We start from the raw sequence: 14,901 nt of genomic DNA on the forward strand, positions 1-14,901 counted from the left end.
GTTATGGCTCGAAAAGGTGATTGGATCTCAACCTATTGTGATTGGCTTTGGCTCATTTGTTGCGACAGCAGGTCAAATACATTTTCGGTGTCTTCTCCAAATTTTGGCGGTGCTTTTACATATTGAATCGGCGTTTTAGAGAATTTGAGCGGATTGCCCAGCAGATTTACGGTACCGGCGCTGGTTGCTTCAGCTGAAACCTTGACAACAGCGCCTCTTTCGATGGCCTGCGGCGATGTGAGGGCTTCTTCAACGGTGTTTATGGGGCCGCAGGGCACGCCCTGAGCTTGCAACATTGCGAGGGTCTCTTGCGAGGAGTGGGCGCCAATTGTTTCAGAAACGGCGGTTTCCAGCGCAACGCGGTTCTCCAGGCGCAGCGGATTTGTTGCAAAACGCGGATCCACAGCCAAATCGCTGCAATTAAAGGCACGGCAAAAAGACTGAAATTGCGTGTCGTTTCCGACGGCTAGGATGATATGGCCGTCTTTGGTGGCAAAAACATTGTAGGGCGCAATATTAGGGTGCCCATTTCCGCGCCGTTTCGGCGTCTTGCCGGATGTCAGGTAGTTTGTGCCTTCATTGACGAGCCAGGCCATCTGGCTGTCCACCAATGCCAGGTCGATCTGTTGCCCTTCGCCGGTGGCTTCTGCGTGGCGCAGAGCAGCCAACATGCCAACGGTGGCGTACATGCCGCACATGACATCGGCGATGCCGACGCCCACCTTCATGGGCGCGCCATCCGGATCACCTGTGATGGACATGATGCCCCCAAATCCCTGCGCCATGAGATCATAGCCGGGCCGTTCTCGGTTGGGGCCGGTTTGGCCGAAGCCGGAAATCGAACAATAGACGAGGCTCGGGTTGATCTCACTCAGCGCAGCGTAATCGAGCCCATACTTTTTGAGCCCCCTGGGCTTGTAGTTCTCAATCACGATCTGAGCTTGAGCCGCGATCTGTTTGACAAGCTCTTGCCCTTCAGGAGTCGAGAGATCTGCCGCAACCGAGAATTTGTTGCGATTGGCGGCCATGAAGTAGGCGCTCAGATCACTTTGGCCGTCCTTCGTTTCTGCGTAGGGTGGGCCCCAGCGGCGCGTGTCATCGCCGCCGGTGATTGGATTTTCGATTTTGATCACAGTCGCACCGAGATCGCCCAGAAGCTGGGTGGCTGTCGGGCCCGCAAGAATGCGGCTGAGATCGAGAACCAATACGCCTTCCAGCGCGCGTGGGGCGGTAGGATTAGAAGGCATTGTCATAGGCTTTCCGGTCAATTTGAACGGCGATAACTGTGAAAGTTTCAGCGGATTGCGCATCGTTCAGTGCCTGGCGCAATTCAGCTTCGCTGGAAACACTCACACCATTGCCGCCGAAAGCGCGCCCAACGGACGCCATGTCGGTTCCTTTGAAATCCACGCCAACATTGTCGAGTTTGCGCTCTCGCTGTTTCAGCTCGATAAGAGCCAGGGAGGCGTCGTCGAACACAACGAAGATGGTTTTCAGGTTGTGTTCTGCGGCTGTTGCGAGTTCACCCACGACCATGAGAAAACCTGCATCTCCGCTGAAGGACACCACGGTGCGATCCGGTTCGACAAACTGAGCGCCAATGGCGAGCGGTACGGCGCAGCCCATGGTGCAAAACCCTGAGGATTGCGTGAGCGCGCGCGGGAAGCGGCATGTCCACATTTGGCTGAGAAGAATGCGATGGGCGCCGCTGTCAGCCGTGGCCAGCGTGTCCGCCGGCAAAACGTCCTGACATATTGAGATGGCTTGAGCTGGCCCCCAGGTTTCTCCGGCTGGAAACGCTGCCGCCAAGGCATTTTTGGTGTCTGAGATTGTGGAGTCCGACCAGCCGGTGGGCGCGTTGTCTGGAAGCAGCGCAGCAACAGAGGCGGCGCAATCCCCAACAATATTGTGGCTGGACTGATGCATATAGTGGTGGTTCGGCTCGGCTGTGATGTCGATGATCACCTGCGTTTCGGGATCCCAAGGATTTTGCCAGCCGATCCGCATTTCGATGGGGTCATAACCAATAGCGAGAATGACATCGGCCTCTTTGACAAGCGGCAGTAAAATCTTATCAGCTTTCGGGGAGAGGCCAGCGCCGCCGAGTGCAAGCGGATGATCCTCGCGCAGCAGCCCTTTGGCTTTGTAGGTGGTTATGACCGGCGCGCCCAAGAGCTCTGCCGCCTGCTGGATCGCGCTGGCGCCAGCCTCAGACAGAGCGTCGACGCCCGCCACAATGAGTGGCTTCTTTGCGCTTGCGAGAGCGGTGCGGGCTGCATCCAGCTCGGGCCCTGCCGGTGCAACCGGAACGGCTGCGCGGCGCATCACGCCCTCCCCTTCAGAGGGCGCATTCGCCACAGAAATCGGGACATCAATGTGGACTGGGCCCGGGCGTCCTTCTGTGGCGATGCCAATGGCTTTGTCGATGATCACATGGGCTGCCTTCGCGTTGAGCGTAAAGCTCGCCTTGGTGACACTCTCAAAAACCTTTGTCTGATCCAAGACTTGGTGGGTGTAGACTTGGGCTGTTTCCGGATCGACGCATCCGGTCAGTACAATCATGGGCACGCGATCTTCACGCGCATTTTCCACAACATTCACACCGTTAAGAGCGCCAGGGCCAACGGTCGTGAGCAAAATACCTGGTGCGCCAGTGCGGTGATAGGTGGCTTCTGCCATAAAGCCCGCAGCGTTTTCGTGACGGCAGAGGACAAATTCGATGCCGGCTTTGTCCAGTGCATCCAAAAGTGTCAGCACTTCGCCTCCGGGCATACCAAAGGCCCAACGGCATCCTTGCTCATACAACCGTTTCGCAATCACATCTGCTGCGCGCATGTTATCCCCGCCATTTATTTCATTCAGCGGTGTATTGGTCGTAGGCTTGCAGCAAGTCAACGGAGGTGCGGCGAACCCACGTGAAATTCATATTCTGTAATATTAGGATTTGCTGGCGGCGCGAATTTTCGTGGCGTGTCAGCTTGCGCCCCAAGGTGGCTGTGGTGTAGGCCCGCATCAACTTCAAAGCTCTCTGCTGCTATTCAGGAGCGCATGCGAAAAGGCGAAGCGATGCGATTCACCATTGCGATTGATGGACCGGCGGCGGCTGGAAAAGGAACAATTTCCAAAGCAATTGCTGCGCATTTCGGTTTTGCGCATCTTGATACGGGGCTTTTGTATCGCGCCGTGGGTGCGCGTACACTGGATGGCACTGACCCGATTGATGCAGCGAAAGCGCTGACGGCGGAGGACCTGGCTGCGGAAAATCTGCGCACGCCAGAGGTGGCGCAGGCCGCAAGCCGGGTAGCGGTTATAGCGGAGGTGCGCGCAGCACTGATCGATTTTCAGCGTGCTTTCGCCGGGCGGGCAGGGGGGGCTGTGCTAGATGGGCGCGATATCGGCACCGTTATTTGTCCGGAGGCGGACGCTAAGCTTTTTGTGACTGCAAGCGCGGAGGTGCGGGCGGAGCGCCGGTATCTGGAGCTCGTCGGCAAGGGGCATGATACGACGCGAGACGCTGTTCTGGCTGATGTGAAAGAGCGCGATGCACGTGATGCCGAGCGGGCCGAGGCGCCCATGAAGCCTGCGGAGGATGCGGTTCTGATTGATACGTCTGACCTGGCCATCGAGACGGCGGTTCAAGCAGCTATCGATGCGGTGAAGGCGCAGCGGAGCTGATAGGCCTCAGGCGCTGTCCTTCAGCGCCGCTTCCCGATCATAGATTTCTCGTGCCGCATCAATGGTGGGCAGGTTTTCCAACGCCCAGTATCCCATCGCTTTTACAGGCTCTAAAAACGAATGCCCCAAATCTGTTAGAGCGTATTCCACTTTGGGAGGAATCGTTGGGTGGTATGTGCGGCTTACCAGCCCGTCGCGCTCCAGCTCGCGCAGGGTCAGCGACAGCATCCGTTGCGAAATACCTAGTCGGCGTTTGAGCTCGTTGAAGCGCAAGACACCGTATTCGCCAAGTGACATCACAATCAAAACAGACCAGCGGTCACCAACTCTGCTCAGAACTTCGTTGATGCGTTGGCATTCCGGGCACTGCGTCTTTTGCGTTGCATCTGGCATGTGAGGCTCCTGGGGGTGGTTCCCTTCGTGTGACCGGGGAACGAGAATGTGACTTCTTGCAGCGGTATTCGGTTCTTTCTATATCGTCAGTATCGAAAATATACCACCCTTTGCGGCTCGGCCGCGGGAGGGGTGACAGACTGAGAAAGATCAAAAATGACCTCCCTTAAAGACTTGATGACCTGGCGCTATGCCACCAAAAAAATGGACCCTGCAAAAGCGGTTTCTGAAGAAAAAGTAGAGGCCATCTTGGAGGCAATCCGCATGGCTCCAACCTCCAGCGGCACGCAGCCGTTTGAGGTGTTTGTGGTGACTCAAGATGCGATGCGTGAAGAAATCCGCAAAGTGGGCTGGGATCAAAGCCAGATCACCGAGTGTAGCCATCTGCTCGTTTTTGCTGCGTGGGACAACTACTCCGCAGAACGGATCGATGCGGTTCGCACGCATATGGAAGAATTGCGCGGCGAAAACCCGATGATCACCCAGTACTACGAGAATCTCAAAGGCGCTTATTTGCCCCGCGATTCCACCGTAAACCACGATCACGCAGCCCGTCAGGCCTATATTGCTTTGGGGTTTGCAATGCTGGCGGCGGCAGAACTTGAAGTGGATTGCTGCCCAATGGAAGGCTTTGATGCGGATGCTGTGGATCAGATCATCGGGCTTAAAGAGCTTGGCTTGAAATCCGTTACGCTGTTGCCGCTTGGCTATCGCGAAGAAGGTGCGGATTGGCTGCTGCCGATGCCGAAAGTTCGTAAGTCGCGAGAGGCTCTGGTCAAAACCATCGCTTGATAGCAGGCGATAGCGCTATTGCAGCGGTGCCCTGGTTGGGCGCCGCTGATTTGCATTTTCTGGCTTGTGATTTGCACGTAAGGTTATGTAATAACGTTACGCAATGAGGCAATGGCAGAGTGGATATGCGGAAAAATCTCAACAGCAGCCTGAAGGGGCGGCGGCGTCAGGGGAATACGATGCAAGCCTATGATGCTTTGCCACCCGAGTTGCGCCAATGGTTGAGCGTGGCAGCGTTGCCATGGAGCCCTGCATCCGCCATCGGCATCTGGAAGAAGGCCGGGGGTACACGGGATCCGGAGGCGGCGCTTGAGCGGTTGAATACAATTGAACAGGCGACACTACGCCGAGATCGTGTGGTGCGCGGAATCGGCTTGCCCACATAGGTGATTGTCGCTAAGAAGCGCACGTCTATAAGGCGCAAATGCCATAAAACAATGAGACGAGCAGGGTCGGACGCACCGGCCCTCTTTGTTTTTTGTGTGTTTTCTTGTTGTTGGCGCGCCCAAGACCAAATTGTTCTGCCAGAAGGCGGACACCAACCAAGACCGGCGGAGACAACCGCACGGCCAGAAAAAACGTTTGTAAAGGAAGTAAACGCCACATGGCTAGCGCAACCATGGAGGAATTCGAAGCCCTCCTCCAAGAAAGCTTCGAAATGGACACACCGAACGAGGGTTCGGTTGTCAAAGGCAAAGTCATCGCAATTGAAGCGGGCCAAGCCATCATCGACGTCGGCTACAAAATGGAAGGCCGCGTTGAGCTCAAAGAATTCGCAAACCCTGGTGAAGCTCCTGAAATCGCTGTTGGCGACGAAGTGGAAGTGTACCTGCGCGCGGCGGAAAACGCCCGTGGCGAAGCTGTTATCTCCCGCGAGATGGCACGCCGCGAAGAAGCATGGGATCGCCTTGAGAAAGCCTACGCAGACGATGCACGCGTTGAAGGCGCGATCTTCGGCCGCGTTAAAGGCGGCTTCACAGTTGACCTCGGCGGCGCCGTGGCCTTCCTGCCAGGTTCCCAGGTTGACGTACGCCCCGTACGTGACGCTGGCCCTCTGATGGGTCTGAAGCAGCCGTTCCAGATCCTGAAAATGGACCGTCGCCGTGGCAACATCGTTGTGTCCCGCCGCGCGATCCTCGAAGAGTCCCGCGCCGAGCAGCGCGCCGAAGTTATCGGCAACCTGTCCGAAGGTCAGGCTGTGGACGGTGTGGTCAAGAACATCACCGAATACGGTGCATTCGTTGACCTGGGCGGCGTAGACGGTCTGCTGCACGTCACCGACATGGCATGGCGTCGTGTGAACCACCCATCTGAGATCCTGACGATCGGTGAAACCGTTAAGGTTCAGGTCATCAAGATCAACAAAGAAACCCACCGCATCAGCCTGGGCATGAAGCAGCTGCAAGACGATCCATGGGATCTGGTTGCTGCGAAGTACCCACTGGAGTCCGTGCACAAAGGCCGCGTGACCAACATCACCGATTACGGTGCATTTGTTGAGCTGGAAGCGGGCGTTGAAGGTCTGGTTCACGTCTCCGAGATGTCCTGGACCAAGAAAAACGTGCACCCCGGCAAGATCGTTTCCACCTCTCAGGAAGTGGACGTCATGGTGCTGGAGATCGACGGTGCCAAGCGCCGCGTGTCTCTGGGTCTCAAGCAGACCATGCGCAACCCATGGGAAGTGTTTGCAGAAACACACCCAGAGGGCACCGAGGTCGAAGGCGAAGTCAAGAACATCACCGAATTCGGTCTGTTCATCGGCCTGCCAGGCGAGATCGACGGGATGGTTCACCTCTCCGACCTGTCTTGGGACGAGCGTGGCGAAGATGCGATCCAGAACTACCGCAAAGGCGACATGGTTTCGGCCGTTGTCTCTGAAGTGGACGTTGAAAAAGAGCGTATCTCCCTGTCCATCAAAGCCCTGGGTGGCGACAAATTCGCAGATGCGGTTGGCGGCGTGAAGCGCGGCTCTATCGTGACTGTTGAAGTGACCGCGATCGAAGACGGTGGCATCGAAGTGGAATACGAAGGCATGAAATCCTTCATCCGCCGCTCCGACCTGTCCCGTGATCGTGCTGAGCAGCGCCCAGAGCGTTTCTCCGTCAGCGACAAGATCGACGTGCGCGTCACCAACATCGACAGCAAGACCCGTCGTCTGGGCCTGTCGATCAAGGCACGCGAAATCGCAGAAGAAAAAGAAGCAGTGGAACAGTACGGGTCTTCCGACTCCGGCGCGTCCCTCGGCGATATCCTGGGTGCAGCGCTCAAGGGCGACGAGTAAGATTACCCGATCTTTAGCTTTATGATTTGGGAAACCCCGCCAGCAATGGCGGGGTTTTTCTTTTGGGTCTGCGAGTTTGCTTTTTTTCCAATGTTCTGTAAGTGTTCTCATGTTGAATACCGGGTGAGGACATAAAGTGATTTCTGGAAGTTGTAATTGCGGGGCTGTGAAATTCGAGTTGAGCGCGGCCCCAACAATGATGGGGACCTGCCATTGTTCCCGCTGTCGCAAATCGGGCGCGAGTACGATTGTCTTTGTAAAGAAAGAGAGCCTGCGGTGGGTGTCCGGCAAAGATCGGGTAGCGCTCTATCAGCCAGAGCTACCGTTCAAATATGGCCGATGTTTTTGCAAGATCTGTGGCACGTCGTTGGGAGAGATCCTGTCAGAGGAAGAGAGTTTCCCGATTTCCGCCAATGCCTTTGATAGTGATCTCGGGTTGCAAATTCAGTTCCAAGAGCATTTGGACGATAAGCCCAGTTGGGTTGCAGTTGGCGACACAGCCTGAGCGTCGCCAACTTTCTAAAACTCAATAGTGTTGCGCCGCCTGCGCTGTCAGCGTTTTCATCGCTGTGCGGTAAGGTGCTGGGCCAAAGCTGATGCGCGCCACTCCGAGCGCCGCCAGCGGCTTTATGTCAGCAGATGTGTCCAGACACAGCACGTTCACCGGCAGAGAGACCTGTTCACAGATCTGTTTTATCAATTCAGGATCTGTCAGGCCGGGCACAAAGAAACCGCTCGCACCTGCTTTTGTATAAGCCTCAGCCCGCGCGAGAGCATCGTCAATCAAGCTGGCGTGCGCATCCGGCTTTGATTGCAAGAAAAGGTCTGTGCGCGCATTGATGTAGAGAGGAATTCCGGTTGCATCGGCTGTCGCTCGGATTGCTTTGATACGCGCCACCTGTGACGCGATATCATGCAGGCCTTCACCGCCGACCACACGATCTTCAAAATTCAGCCCCACCGCACCTGTGGCCAAAAGGCGTTTTATGTTAAGTGAGAGCTCTTCAGGATCAGTAGCGTAACCGCCTTCAAAATCGACGCTGACTGGCAGCTCTGTTGTGGCTGTGATCCGGCCTGCGATTTGAAAGAGCAGTTCCATCGGTAGGTCTTCGCCATCTGCATAGCCTTGGGCAACGGCCACCGACCAACTCCCAGTGGCGAGAGCTGATGCGCCAGCTTTGGCCACGGCAGCTGCGCTGCCAGCATCCCACATATTGTAGAGCACAACAGGGGAGCCGGGTTTGTGGAGGTCGGCGAAGGCTTTGGCGCGGTCACTTTGAGACATTGGGCGTTCCTTGTGTTTTGCGATCAGCTTATATTTGATCGAGGCGTTGAGTTCCGTTCTGCAGTCAGCAGCGGTGTTGGAAACAACCCTAGCAGGGCAAACGGCCTTTACCGCCTTTATTTGGTGGTGAGCTGTACAACTTTATGTGCGATTGGACGGCTTTTGAGAAAAGATCCTGAAAGTGACCAAATGATCGAGATCGAAAGACTGGACCATCTGGTGCTCACAGTTGCCAGCATCGAGGCAACCGTGGCGTTCTATACTCGGGTTTTGGGATTTCGGGTCGCGATTTTTGGAGAAGGCCGCGTGGCCCTCACATTCGGTCAACAGAAAATCAATCTGCATCAGGCTGGTCGCGAGTTTGAACCGAAAGCTGCACAGCCGATGCCGGGATCAGCCGACCTGTGTTTCATCGCAACGACACCGCTGGCCGAGGTAATTGTGCATTTGGAAAAGCAGGGTGTCACGATCGAGGAGGGGCCGGTGCTGCGTACCGGTGCCAAGGGGCCGATCACATCGCTCTATTTTAGAGACCCAGATCAGAATTTGATTGAAGTCTCAAATTACTGAACGCTCTAAATGGAAAAGGCCGGGCGATGTACCCGGCCTATCTGTTGATATTGTTTGACTTATCGGCCGCGAATACGCGGATCAAGCGCATCACGCAGGCCGTCGCCGAGGTAGTTTACCGACAACACAGTCAGAGAGATCGCAAGACCAGGCCAGAACACGCGCTCCGGATAATCCTGCAGATATTGCACGGCGTCATTCAGTAGGCGGCCCCAGGTTGGGAAGTCAGGTGGAAAGCCGAGACCTAAGAATGACAGGGCCGATTCCGTGATGATCGCGTTGGCGATGCCGAGTGTCGCAGACACCATGATCGGCGAGAGCACATTGGGTAGGATATGCCGAGTGATCATGTTGTGGTTTGACGTCCCGATGGAGCGGGCTGCGAGTACGAACTCACGCTCCTTCAGTGCAAGTACATCGCCGCGCACAATCCGGGCTGTGGGCATCCAAGAGGTGATGCCAATTGCGACAACGATCAGGATGAAAATCCCGCGCTCTGGCCCAACAGCGGCAGAGAGCGGCTCTCGGAAGAGCATCATCATCACCAGCAGAAGCGGCAGAATTGGCAGAGCCAGAAACAGGTCGGTCAGGCGCATCAGCGGGCCGTCGAGTTTCTTGAAATAGCCTGCGGTGATACCTACAAAGCTGCCCAGACCCAGCGCCAGCAGCATGGCGGTGAGGCCCACGGCAATCGAGGTTTGCCCGCCCGCCATCATCCGCGCCAGAGTATCCCGTCCCAGCTGGTCGGTGCCAAAGGGATGTGCAAAGCTTGGGCCTTGGTTACGTGAACGGATATCGATGTAGGTCGCGTCATAAGGCCAGAGCCAAGGGCCGATAAAGACGCCCAGTACGATCACAATGAAAATGATCCCACCCAAGAGCGCGCCTTTGTGTGCCTTGAACTGGTGCCAGACGTCCACCCATTGGGACCGCTGCGGTGTGGTCGGTTCGGTGTTGGTGGTATCAGTCATAGCGGATCCTCGGATCAAGAATGCCGTAGAGCACATCTGCGATCAGGTTGAAGAAGACGATCAGGAAAGCGAACATAAAGGTCAGCGTCTGCACGGTGGGCAGGTCGTTGGCCTGAATGGCGCCGATCAACTGAGCCCCGATGCCGTTCACAGAGAACACCTGTTCGGTGATGATTGCGCCGCCAAAGATTGCAGGCAGGCCCAAGGCAATTACGGTCACAACAGGGATCATCGAGTTGCGCAGCACGTGCACCAGAACCACGACACGCTCGCTTAGGCCCTTGGCACGCGCAGTGCGCACGTAGTCTTGATTGAGATTGTCCAGCATAGAGGCGCGCATGTAGCGGCTGATCTGAGCGGTGGTCTGCAGCGCCAGTACCATCACGGGCATGATCATCTGGCGCAGCTGATAGACAAAACTGTCCCAATCCACCACCTCATGTGTGGTGTCATAGATGAAAGGGAACCAGCCAAGGTTCACCGAGAAGATCACAATGATCAGCGGGCCGGTGAAAAACGGCGGGATCGAATAGCCGATCATGGTGATGAATGTGCCGGCCTGATCAAACACTGAGTATTGTTTGTAGGCAGAGTAGATCCCGATTGGCAGCGCGATCAGGATGCCCACGATGTAGGACATGCCCACAACCCACAGGGTCTGGGGCAGGCGTTCCACCACCACATCCATCACCGGAGAGCGGGTCTGCCAGCTGATGATGCGCAGCTTGCCTTCAGAGAAGGCGGTGCCAAAGAGATGGTCAAACAGCACCTGTGGTTCCACCCAGAAGAACTGAACCAGCCATTTGTAGAACCGGATATAGCCAGGCTCGCCCAAACCAAGGGCTTGGCGCATCTTTTCCTTCACTTCTGGCGGCACGGTGAGCGGCACCTGTGCCATCGGGTCGCCCGGGGCCAGTTCCAGTAGAAGGAAAATGACAAGAGATATGAAAAAGAGCGTCGGGATCGAAAGGATCAACCGTCGTATTGTGAAGGTCAGCATAAAGCGGCGCCTTTGTGCGTCTATTTTTTGATTGGTGGGCTCCGCGCAGCGACCTGCCTGTTCAGAACCGATAGAGGATAGGGCGGACCCGAAAGCCCGCCCTAAGTATTAGTTTACTTCACACGGTGCCAATCGGCAATGTTCCAAAGCTCGGAGTCCCATGTGTTCAGCACAACGCCACCCAGAGAGTTGGCATGTGCGGACACACGACCACGGTGCACCAGTGGCACAATGGTGAAGCTCTCGTTGGTCAGCATGTCGTTCATCTTCTTCGCGATCTCGCCGCGCTTCTCGATGTCGCCGGTGCGGGCCAGTTCGTCGATCAGAGCGTCATACGCCGGATCACAGAAGCGGTTGATGTTTTCACCCTGCCACTGGGAAGATGGCTTAGGCTCGCCGCCACAACGGTAGGCCGCCAAATACTGCTGAGGGTCGGTTCCGTTGAAGGTGTTCGCATACATTTCCACGTCTGCGTAGAATTTCTGGAAGGTGTCAGGGGAACCTGGGTCACCACCGAAGAACACGGATGCGGACAGGTTGCGCAGCTCGGTTTCAACACCGATCTCGCTCCACCACTGTTTGATCAGCGCCTGGAAGTCCTGGCGCACAGCGTTCGTGGAGGTCTGATACAGGATCGACAGTTTCACGCCGTCTTTGGCGCGGATGCCGTCGCCACCTTTGACCCAGCCCGCTTCATCGAGAAGCGCGTTGGCGCCAGCGATGTCTTGGGTGAAACAGTCGGTGTTTGCAGAGGCGTAGTTTGCTGGCACAGGCACGAGGTCACAGGTGACTTTACCCGCTTTGCCGTAGCCGATTTCCACCAGCAGCTCGCGGTCGATTGCCATCGACAGCGCTTTGCGCACGTTGATGTCAGACAGGAACGGGTGTGGATGCGCAACAGTCGCACGCTCACCTTCAGGCAAGTCGGAGGACGGGTTGGTCATGTTCATTTCGAGACGCTCAACCAGTGGGCCAAAGCCTGCGATCGCGATGCCTTTGCCGCCTTCTTCCATCTTGGCAATCACATCTGGTGCCAGCTGAAGGTTCCAGGCGTAGTCAAACTCGCCGGTTTCTAGAACCGCGCGCCCTGCGCCGGTCGCATCCCCGCCACCTTTGAAGGTTACGGTAGCAAACGCTGGCTTCGCTGGATCACGATAGTTCGGGTTGGCTTCGTACTGGATCACATCGTTTGTTTTGAATTCGGTCACAACAAACGGGCCAGTGCCGATTGGGCCGAAGTTCTCTGCAGTACACTCAGGCGCTTTGGCACCCATGCAGTTTTCAAACTGCGCTTTCTGCAGGATTGGGGACTGACCGCCAACAAATGGGCCATATGGGTTTGGTTTTGGCTGGTTGAAGGTCACTTTGACGGTTTTTTCGTCCAGCGCTTCGATTTCTTCAACACCGTCAAAGAACGCGGCCTGTGCACAGCCGCCTTCTGGGTGCATGCAGTAGTCGCCGGTGAAAACAACGTCAGCGGAGGTCACCGGAGTGCCATCAGACCACACCATGCCGTCTGCAATGGTCCAGGTGATAGAGGTCAGGTCTTCAGAAACGCCACCGTTGTTCACGGTTGGAATTTCAGCTGCCAGATATGGGACCATTTTGCCGGTTTCGTCGTAACGCGCCAGCGGTTCAATTGTGAGAGAGGCGGATTCGATGTCCTTGGTCCCGGAGGACAGATAAGGGTTCAGAATCGAAGGCGCCTGCCAATAGATGATGTTTACGTGGCCATCAGCGCCGCGCTCTGCCATGGCCGCCGGGGCTATCACAAACGCTGCTGCAGCGCCCAGCATCAGGGTTTTTGCTTTCATATCTCACTCCATGTTGGCACGTCGTTCGTGCGAAAAAGGCAGATTGGTTCCGCCCGTTTTTGGTTGTCATAACAAGAGGAGCGGGTGGCGAATCGCACAGAACCCAATGCACAGATTTGTGTCGTACTCCCCTCCGACTGAGGGCATCACAGACCAGTCGGTAAAAAAATGCAAGGGTTCGTTTGTTTTTCCTGCCGTCGCTTTCCGAGAAAGAAGTTCGCATCGGTTTGACCTTGTGGAACGTCAGCTATAGCGTCGGCGACAAGGAGAAAACAAAAACACTGAGGGGAGTAACCCGCATGCTGGACAACGCCATAGCCTCCATCGAGAACCTGCGCGTCGAATTTCAAACCAAAGACGGCCCGGTGGTTGGGGTCGAGGACGTGTCCTTCAAGGTGAGTCCGGGTGAAACCGTATGTATCGTTGGAGAATCTGGCTCTGGCAAATCCGTTTCCAGCCTGTCTCTGATGCGTCTGGTGGAGTTTGGAGGCGGTGATATTGCAGGCGGCCGCCTGTTGTTTGACCGCCGCGATAACGGCGATGTGGACCTCTCCAAAGCCGATCAAGATCTTATGCGGACGATTCGTGGCAACGAGATCGGTATGATCTTTCAGGAGCCTATGACGGCTCTAAACCCGGTATTTACAGTGGGCCGGCAGCTGACCGAAGGTCTGCGGTTGCACAAAAAACTGTCAAAAGCCGATGCAGAAGCCCGTGCTTTGGAACTTTTGCGACAAGTGCGCATTCCGGAGCCGGAACGACGCCTGAAGCAATATCCGCATGAGTTGTCGGGTGGGATGCGGCAGCGGGTTGTGATCGCGATGGCCATGGCATGCGAGCCGCGTTTGCTGATTGCGGATGAGCCTACAACTGCGCTTGATGTGACAATTCAGGCGGAAATTCTGGCACTGATGGACCGTTTGAAGCGGGAAACCGGCACGGCCGTGATGTTCATCACGCACGACATGGCGGTTGTCGCGCAGATGGCGGACCGCGTGGTCGTTATGTTCCGCGGCAATAAGGTTGAAGAGGGCACAGTCGAAGAGATCTTCGAAAACCCGACCCATGATTATACCAAAGCACTGCTTGCGGCTGTGCCCAAGCTGGGTGAAATGACGGGCACGGATGTCCCAAGCCCGATGAAGTTGTTTGGGGACACCACGCACAACACAGATCCTATCCCCGGGACGGAAGAAACCATCTTGGAGGTCAAAAACCTCGTCACTCGGTTCCCGGTGAAAGGTGGCCTCATGCGGCGCACCGTGGCGAATGTGCATGCTGTGGAAGATGTGTCTTTCACCGTCAACAAAGGTCAAACGCTGTCTCTTGTCGGAGAATCTGGTTGCGGTAAGTCCACGGCGGGCCGTTCGTTGCTGCGCTTGGTTGAGCCAACCTCTGGGGAAGTCCGGTTTGACGGCAAGGATATCATTTCGCTCAATCCGAAAGAGATGCATGCCGCGCGTCAAGATATGCAGATGATCTTTCAGGATCCTTTTGCATCCCTGAACCCACAGATGATGTTGATGGATCAGGTGGCAGAGCCGATGCGAAACTACGGGACGCATTCCGGTGCCGAGCTGCAAAAGCGTGTGGAGATGTTGTTTGACCGAGTGGAGCTGCCGCGCAGCTTCATGCGTCGTTACCCGCACGAAATGTCCGGCGGTCAGCGCCAGCGGATTGCGATTGCCCGCGCATTGGCACTGAATCCCAAGCTGATTGTGGCTGATGAAGCTGTGTCTGCACTCGACGTGTCGGTCCAGGCGCAGGTGTTGAACCTGATGATGGAACTTCAGGCGGAAATGGGGATTTCATACGTCTTTATCAGCCACGACATGGCGGTCGTGGAACGTGTCAGCCACCATGTTGGCGTGATGTATCTGGGGCGCATCGTCGAGATCGGCCCGCGTCGCGCAGTGTTTGAAAACCCGCAGCACCCGTATACGCAAGCATTGATGAAGGCCGTGCCGATTGCTGATCCGCGTCGTCGCAAGTCCGAGAAGGATCTGAATTTCAAGCCAATTCCAAGCCCGATCCATCCGGTGGGCTATGAGGCGCAGCCGTCCGAGTACAAAGAGGTCGGCCCCGGTCATAAAGTTCTGATCACCGACAGCGGGTATTGA

The 14,901-nt window shown here is 56.1% G+C and carries 14 protein-coding genes; 7 read left to right on the top strand and 7 right to left on the bottom strand.

The features are described 5' to 3' along the window. Positions 1-32: 32 nt before the first annotated feature. Positions 33-1,253, bottom strand: coding sequence for a CaiB/BaiF CoA transferase family protein (locus ACO07T_RS18920; RefSeq protein ID WP_422050669.1), 1,221 nt, complete (start codon positions 1,251-1,253; stop codon positions 33-35). Beyond that, a complete protein-coding gene (locus ACO07T_RS18925) occupies positions 1,237-2,835 on the bottom strand; it encodes a thiamine pyrophosphate-binding protein (protein ID WP_422050670.1) in 1,599 nt (532 codons plus the stop codon). The genes ACO07T_RS18920 and ACO07T_RS18925 overlap by 17 nt, the downstream gene beginning before the upstream one ends. A 231-nt stretch (positions 2,836-3,066) precedes the next feature. On the opposite strand from ACO07T_RS18925, the gene ACO07T_RS18930 reads away from it, so the two are divergent. Beyond that, entirely contained in the window at positions 3,067-3,675 is a 609-nt protein-coding gene (locus tag ACO07T_RS18930; RefSeq protein ID WP_422050671.1) for a (d)CMP kinase, read from the top strand. A gap of 6 nt (positions 3,676-3,681) precedes the next feature. Here ACO07T_RS18930 and ACO07T_RS18935 read toward each other — a convergent pair whose 3' ends face one another. Further along, positions 3,682-4,068, bottom strand: a complete 387-nt coding sequence (locus ACO07T_RS18935) for a winged helix-turn-helix transcriptional regulator (RefSeq protein WP_422050673.1) — start codon at positions 4,066-4,068, stop codon at positions 3,682-3,684. Positions 4,069-4,224: 156 nt separating this feature from the next. Between ACO07T_RS18935 and ACO07T_RS18940 the strand changes: the two genes are divergently transcribed. From ACO07T_RS18940 to ACO07T_RS18955, 4 genes are all read left to right on the top strand, one after another. Beyond that, positions 4,225-4,860: an NAD(P)H-dependent oxidoreductase gene (locus ACO07T_RS18940; RefSeq protein WP_422050674.1), complete on the top strand. Its 636-nt coding sequence runs from the start codon at positions 4,225-4,227 to the stop codon at positions 4,858-4,860. A 125-nt stretch (positions 4,861-4,985) separates the two neighbouring features. Continuing rightward, positions 4,986-5,246 (top strand): DUF6525 family protein, encoded by a 261-nt coding sequence (locus ACO07T_RS18945; RefSeq protein ID WP_422050675.1) that lies wholly within the window; start codon positions 4,986-4,988, stop codon positions 5,244-5,246. Between the two features lie 218 nt (positions 5,247-5,464). Next, a complete protein-coding gene (gene rpsA, locus ACO07T_RS18950; RefSeq protein WP_422050676.1) occupies positions 5,465-7,141 on the top strand; it encodes a 30S ribosomal protein S1 in 1,677 nt (558 codons plus the stop codon). A 199-nt stretch (positions 7,142-7,340) separates the two neighbouring features. After that, positions 7,341-7,646 carry a GFA family protein gene (locus tag ACO07T_RS18955; RefSeq protein ID WP_422051051.1) on the top strand — a complete coding sequence of 102 codons (306 nt, stop codon included), beginning with the start codon at positions 7,341-7,343 and terminating at the stop codon, positions 7,644-7,646. Positions 7,647-7,667: 21 nt separating this feature from the next. Here the strand turns inward: ACO07T_RS18955 and ACO07T_RS18960 are convergent, their stop codons facing one another. Beyond that, positions 7,668-8,426 (bottom strand): isocitrate lyase/PEP mutase family protein, encoded by a 759-nt coding sequence (locus tag ACO07T_RS18960; protein ID WP_422050677.1) that lies wholly within the window; start codon positions 8,424-8,426, stop codon positions 7,668-7,670. A 189-nt stretch (positions 8,427-8,615) separates the two neighbouring features. On the opposite strand from ACO07T_RS18960, the gene ACO07T_RS18965 reads away from it, so the two are divergent. Further along, complete coding sequence (locus ACO07T_RS18965; protein ID WP_422050678.1) at positions 8,616-8,996, top strand: VOC family protein; 381 nt, start codon at positions 8,616-8,618, stop codon at positions 8,994-8,996. Positions 8,997-9,055: 59 nt separating this feature from the next. Here ACO07T_RS18965 and ACO07T_RS18970 read toward each other — a convergent pair whose 3' ends face one another. The 3 genes from ACO07T_RS18970 to ACO07T_RS18980 form a co-directional block, all read right to left on the bottom strand. Next, a complete protein-coding gene (locus tag ACO07T_RS18970) occupies positions 9,056-9,967 on the bottom strand; it encodes an ABC transporter permease (protein WP_209065612.1) in 912 nt (303 codons plus the stop codon). Further along, a complete protein-coding gene (locus ACO07T_RS18975; protein ID WP_209065611.1) occupies positions 9,960-10,967 on the bottom strand; it encodes an ABC transporter permease in 1,008 nt (335 codons plus the stop codon). The genes ACO07T_RS18970 and ACO07T_RS18975 overlap by 8 nt, the downstream gene beginning before the upstream one ends. 113 nt (positions 10,968-11,080) lie before the next feature. Beyond that, positions 11,081-12,781 carry a peptide ABC transporter substrate-binding protein gene (locus tag ACO07T_RS18980; protein ID WP_422050679.1) on the bottom strand — a complete coding sequence of 567 codons (1,701 nt, stop codon included), beginning with the start codon at positions 12,779-12,781 and terminating at the stop codon, positions 11,081-11,083. Positions 12,782-13,080: 299 nt separating this feature from the next. On the opposite strand from ACO07T_RS18980, the gene ACO07T_RS18985 reads away from it, so the two are divergent. Then, complete coding sequence (locus ACO07T_RS18985) at positions 13,081-14,901, top strand: ABC transporter ATP-binding protein (RefSeq protein ID WP_422050680.1); 1,821 nt, start codon at positions 13,081-13,083, stop codon at positions 14,899-14,901.

The sequence above is a fragment of the Shimia sp. genome, from assembly GCF_965227725.1.
Classification (GTDB): domain Bacteria; phylum Pseudomonadota; class Alphaproteobacteria; order Rhodobacterales; family Rhodobacteraceae; genus Shimia.

Bases quoted from the DNA above. Each gene is read 5' to 3' on its own strand.
- ACO07T_RS18920 (WP_422050669.1), bottom strand. From the start codon at position 1,253: ATGACAATGCCTTCTAATCCTACCGCCCCACGCGCGCTGGAAGGCGTA.
- ACO07T_RS18925 (WP_422050670.1), bottom strand. From the start codon at position 2,835: ATGCGCGCAGCAGATGTGATTGCGAAACGGTTGTATGAGCAAGGATGC.
- ACO07T_RS18930 (WP_422050671.1), top strand. From the start codon at position 3,067: ATGCGATTCACCATTGCGATTGATGGACCGGCGGCGGCTGGAAAAGGA.
- ACO07T_RS18935 (WP_422050673.1), bottom strand. From the start codon at position 4,068: ATGCCAGATGCAACGCAAAAGACGCAGTGCCCGGAATGCCAACGCATC.
- ACO07T_RS18940 (WP_422050674.1), top strand. From the start codon at position 4,225: ATGACCTCCCTTAAAGACTTGATGACCTGGCGCTATGCCACCAAAAAA.
- ACO07T_RS18945 (WP_422050675.1), top strand. From the start codon at position 4,986: ATGCGGAAAAATCTCAACAGCAGCCTGAAGGGGCGGCGGCGTCAGGGG.
- rpsA (WP_422050676.1), top strand. From the start codon at position 5,465: ATGGCTAGCGCAACCATGGAGGAATTCGAAGCCCTCCTCCAAGAAAGC.
- ACO07T_RS18955 (WP_422051051.1), top strand. From the start codon at position 7,341: ATGGGGACCTGCCATTGTTCCCGCTGTCGCAAATCGGGCGCGAGTACG.
- ACO07T_RS18960 (WP_422050677.1), bottom strand. From the start codon at position 8,426: ATGTCTCAAAGTGACCGCGCCAAAGCCTTCGCCGACCTCCACAAACCC.
- ACO07T_RS18965 (WP_422050678.1), top strand. From the start codon at position 8,616: ATGATCGAGATCGAAAGACTGGACCATCTGGTGCTCACAGTTGCCAGC.
- ACO07T_RS18970 (WP_209065612.1), bottom strand. From the start codon at position 9,967: ATGACTGATACCACCAACACCGAACCGACCACACCGCAGCGGTCCCAA.
- ACO07T_RS18975 (WP_209065611.1), bottom strand. From the start codon at position 10,967: ATGCTGACCTTCACAATACGACGGTTGATCCTTTCGATCCCGACGCTC.
- ACO07T_RS18980 (WP_422050679.1), bottom strand. From the start codon at position 12,781: ATGAAAGCAAAAACCCTGATGCTGGGCGCTGCAGCAGCGTTTGTGATA.
- ACO07T_RS18985 (WP_422050680.1), top strand. From the start codon at position 13,081: ATGCTGGACAACGCCATAGCCTCCATCGAGAACCTGCGCGTCGAATTT.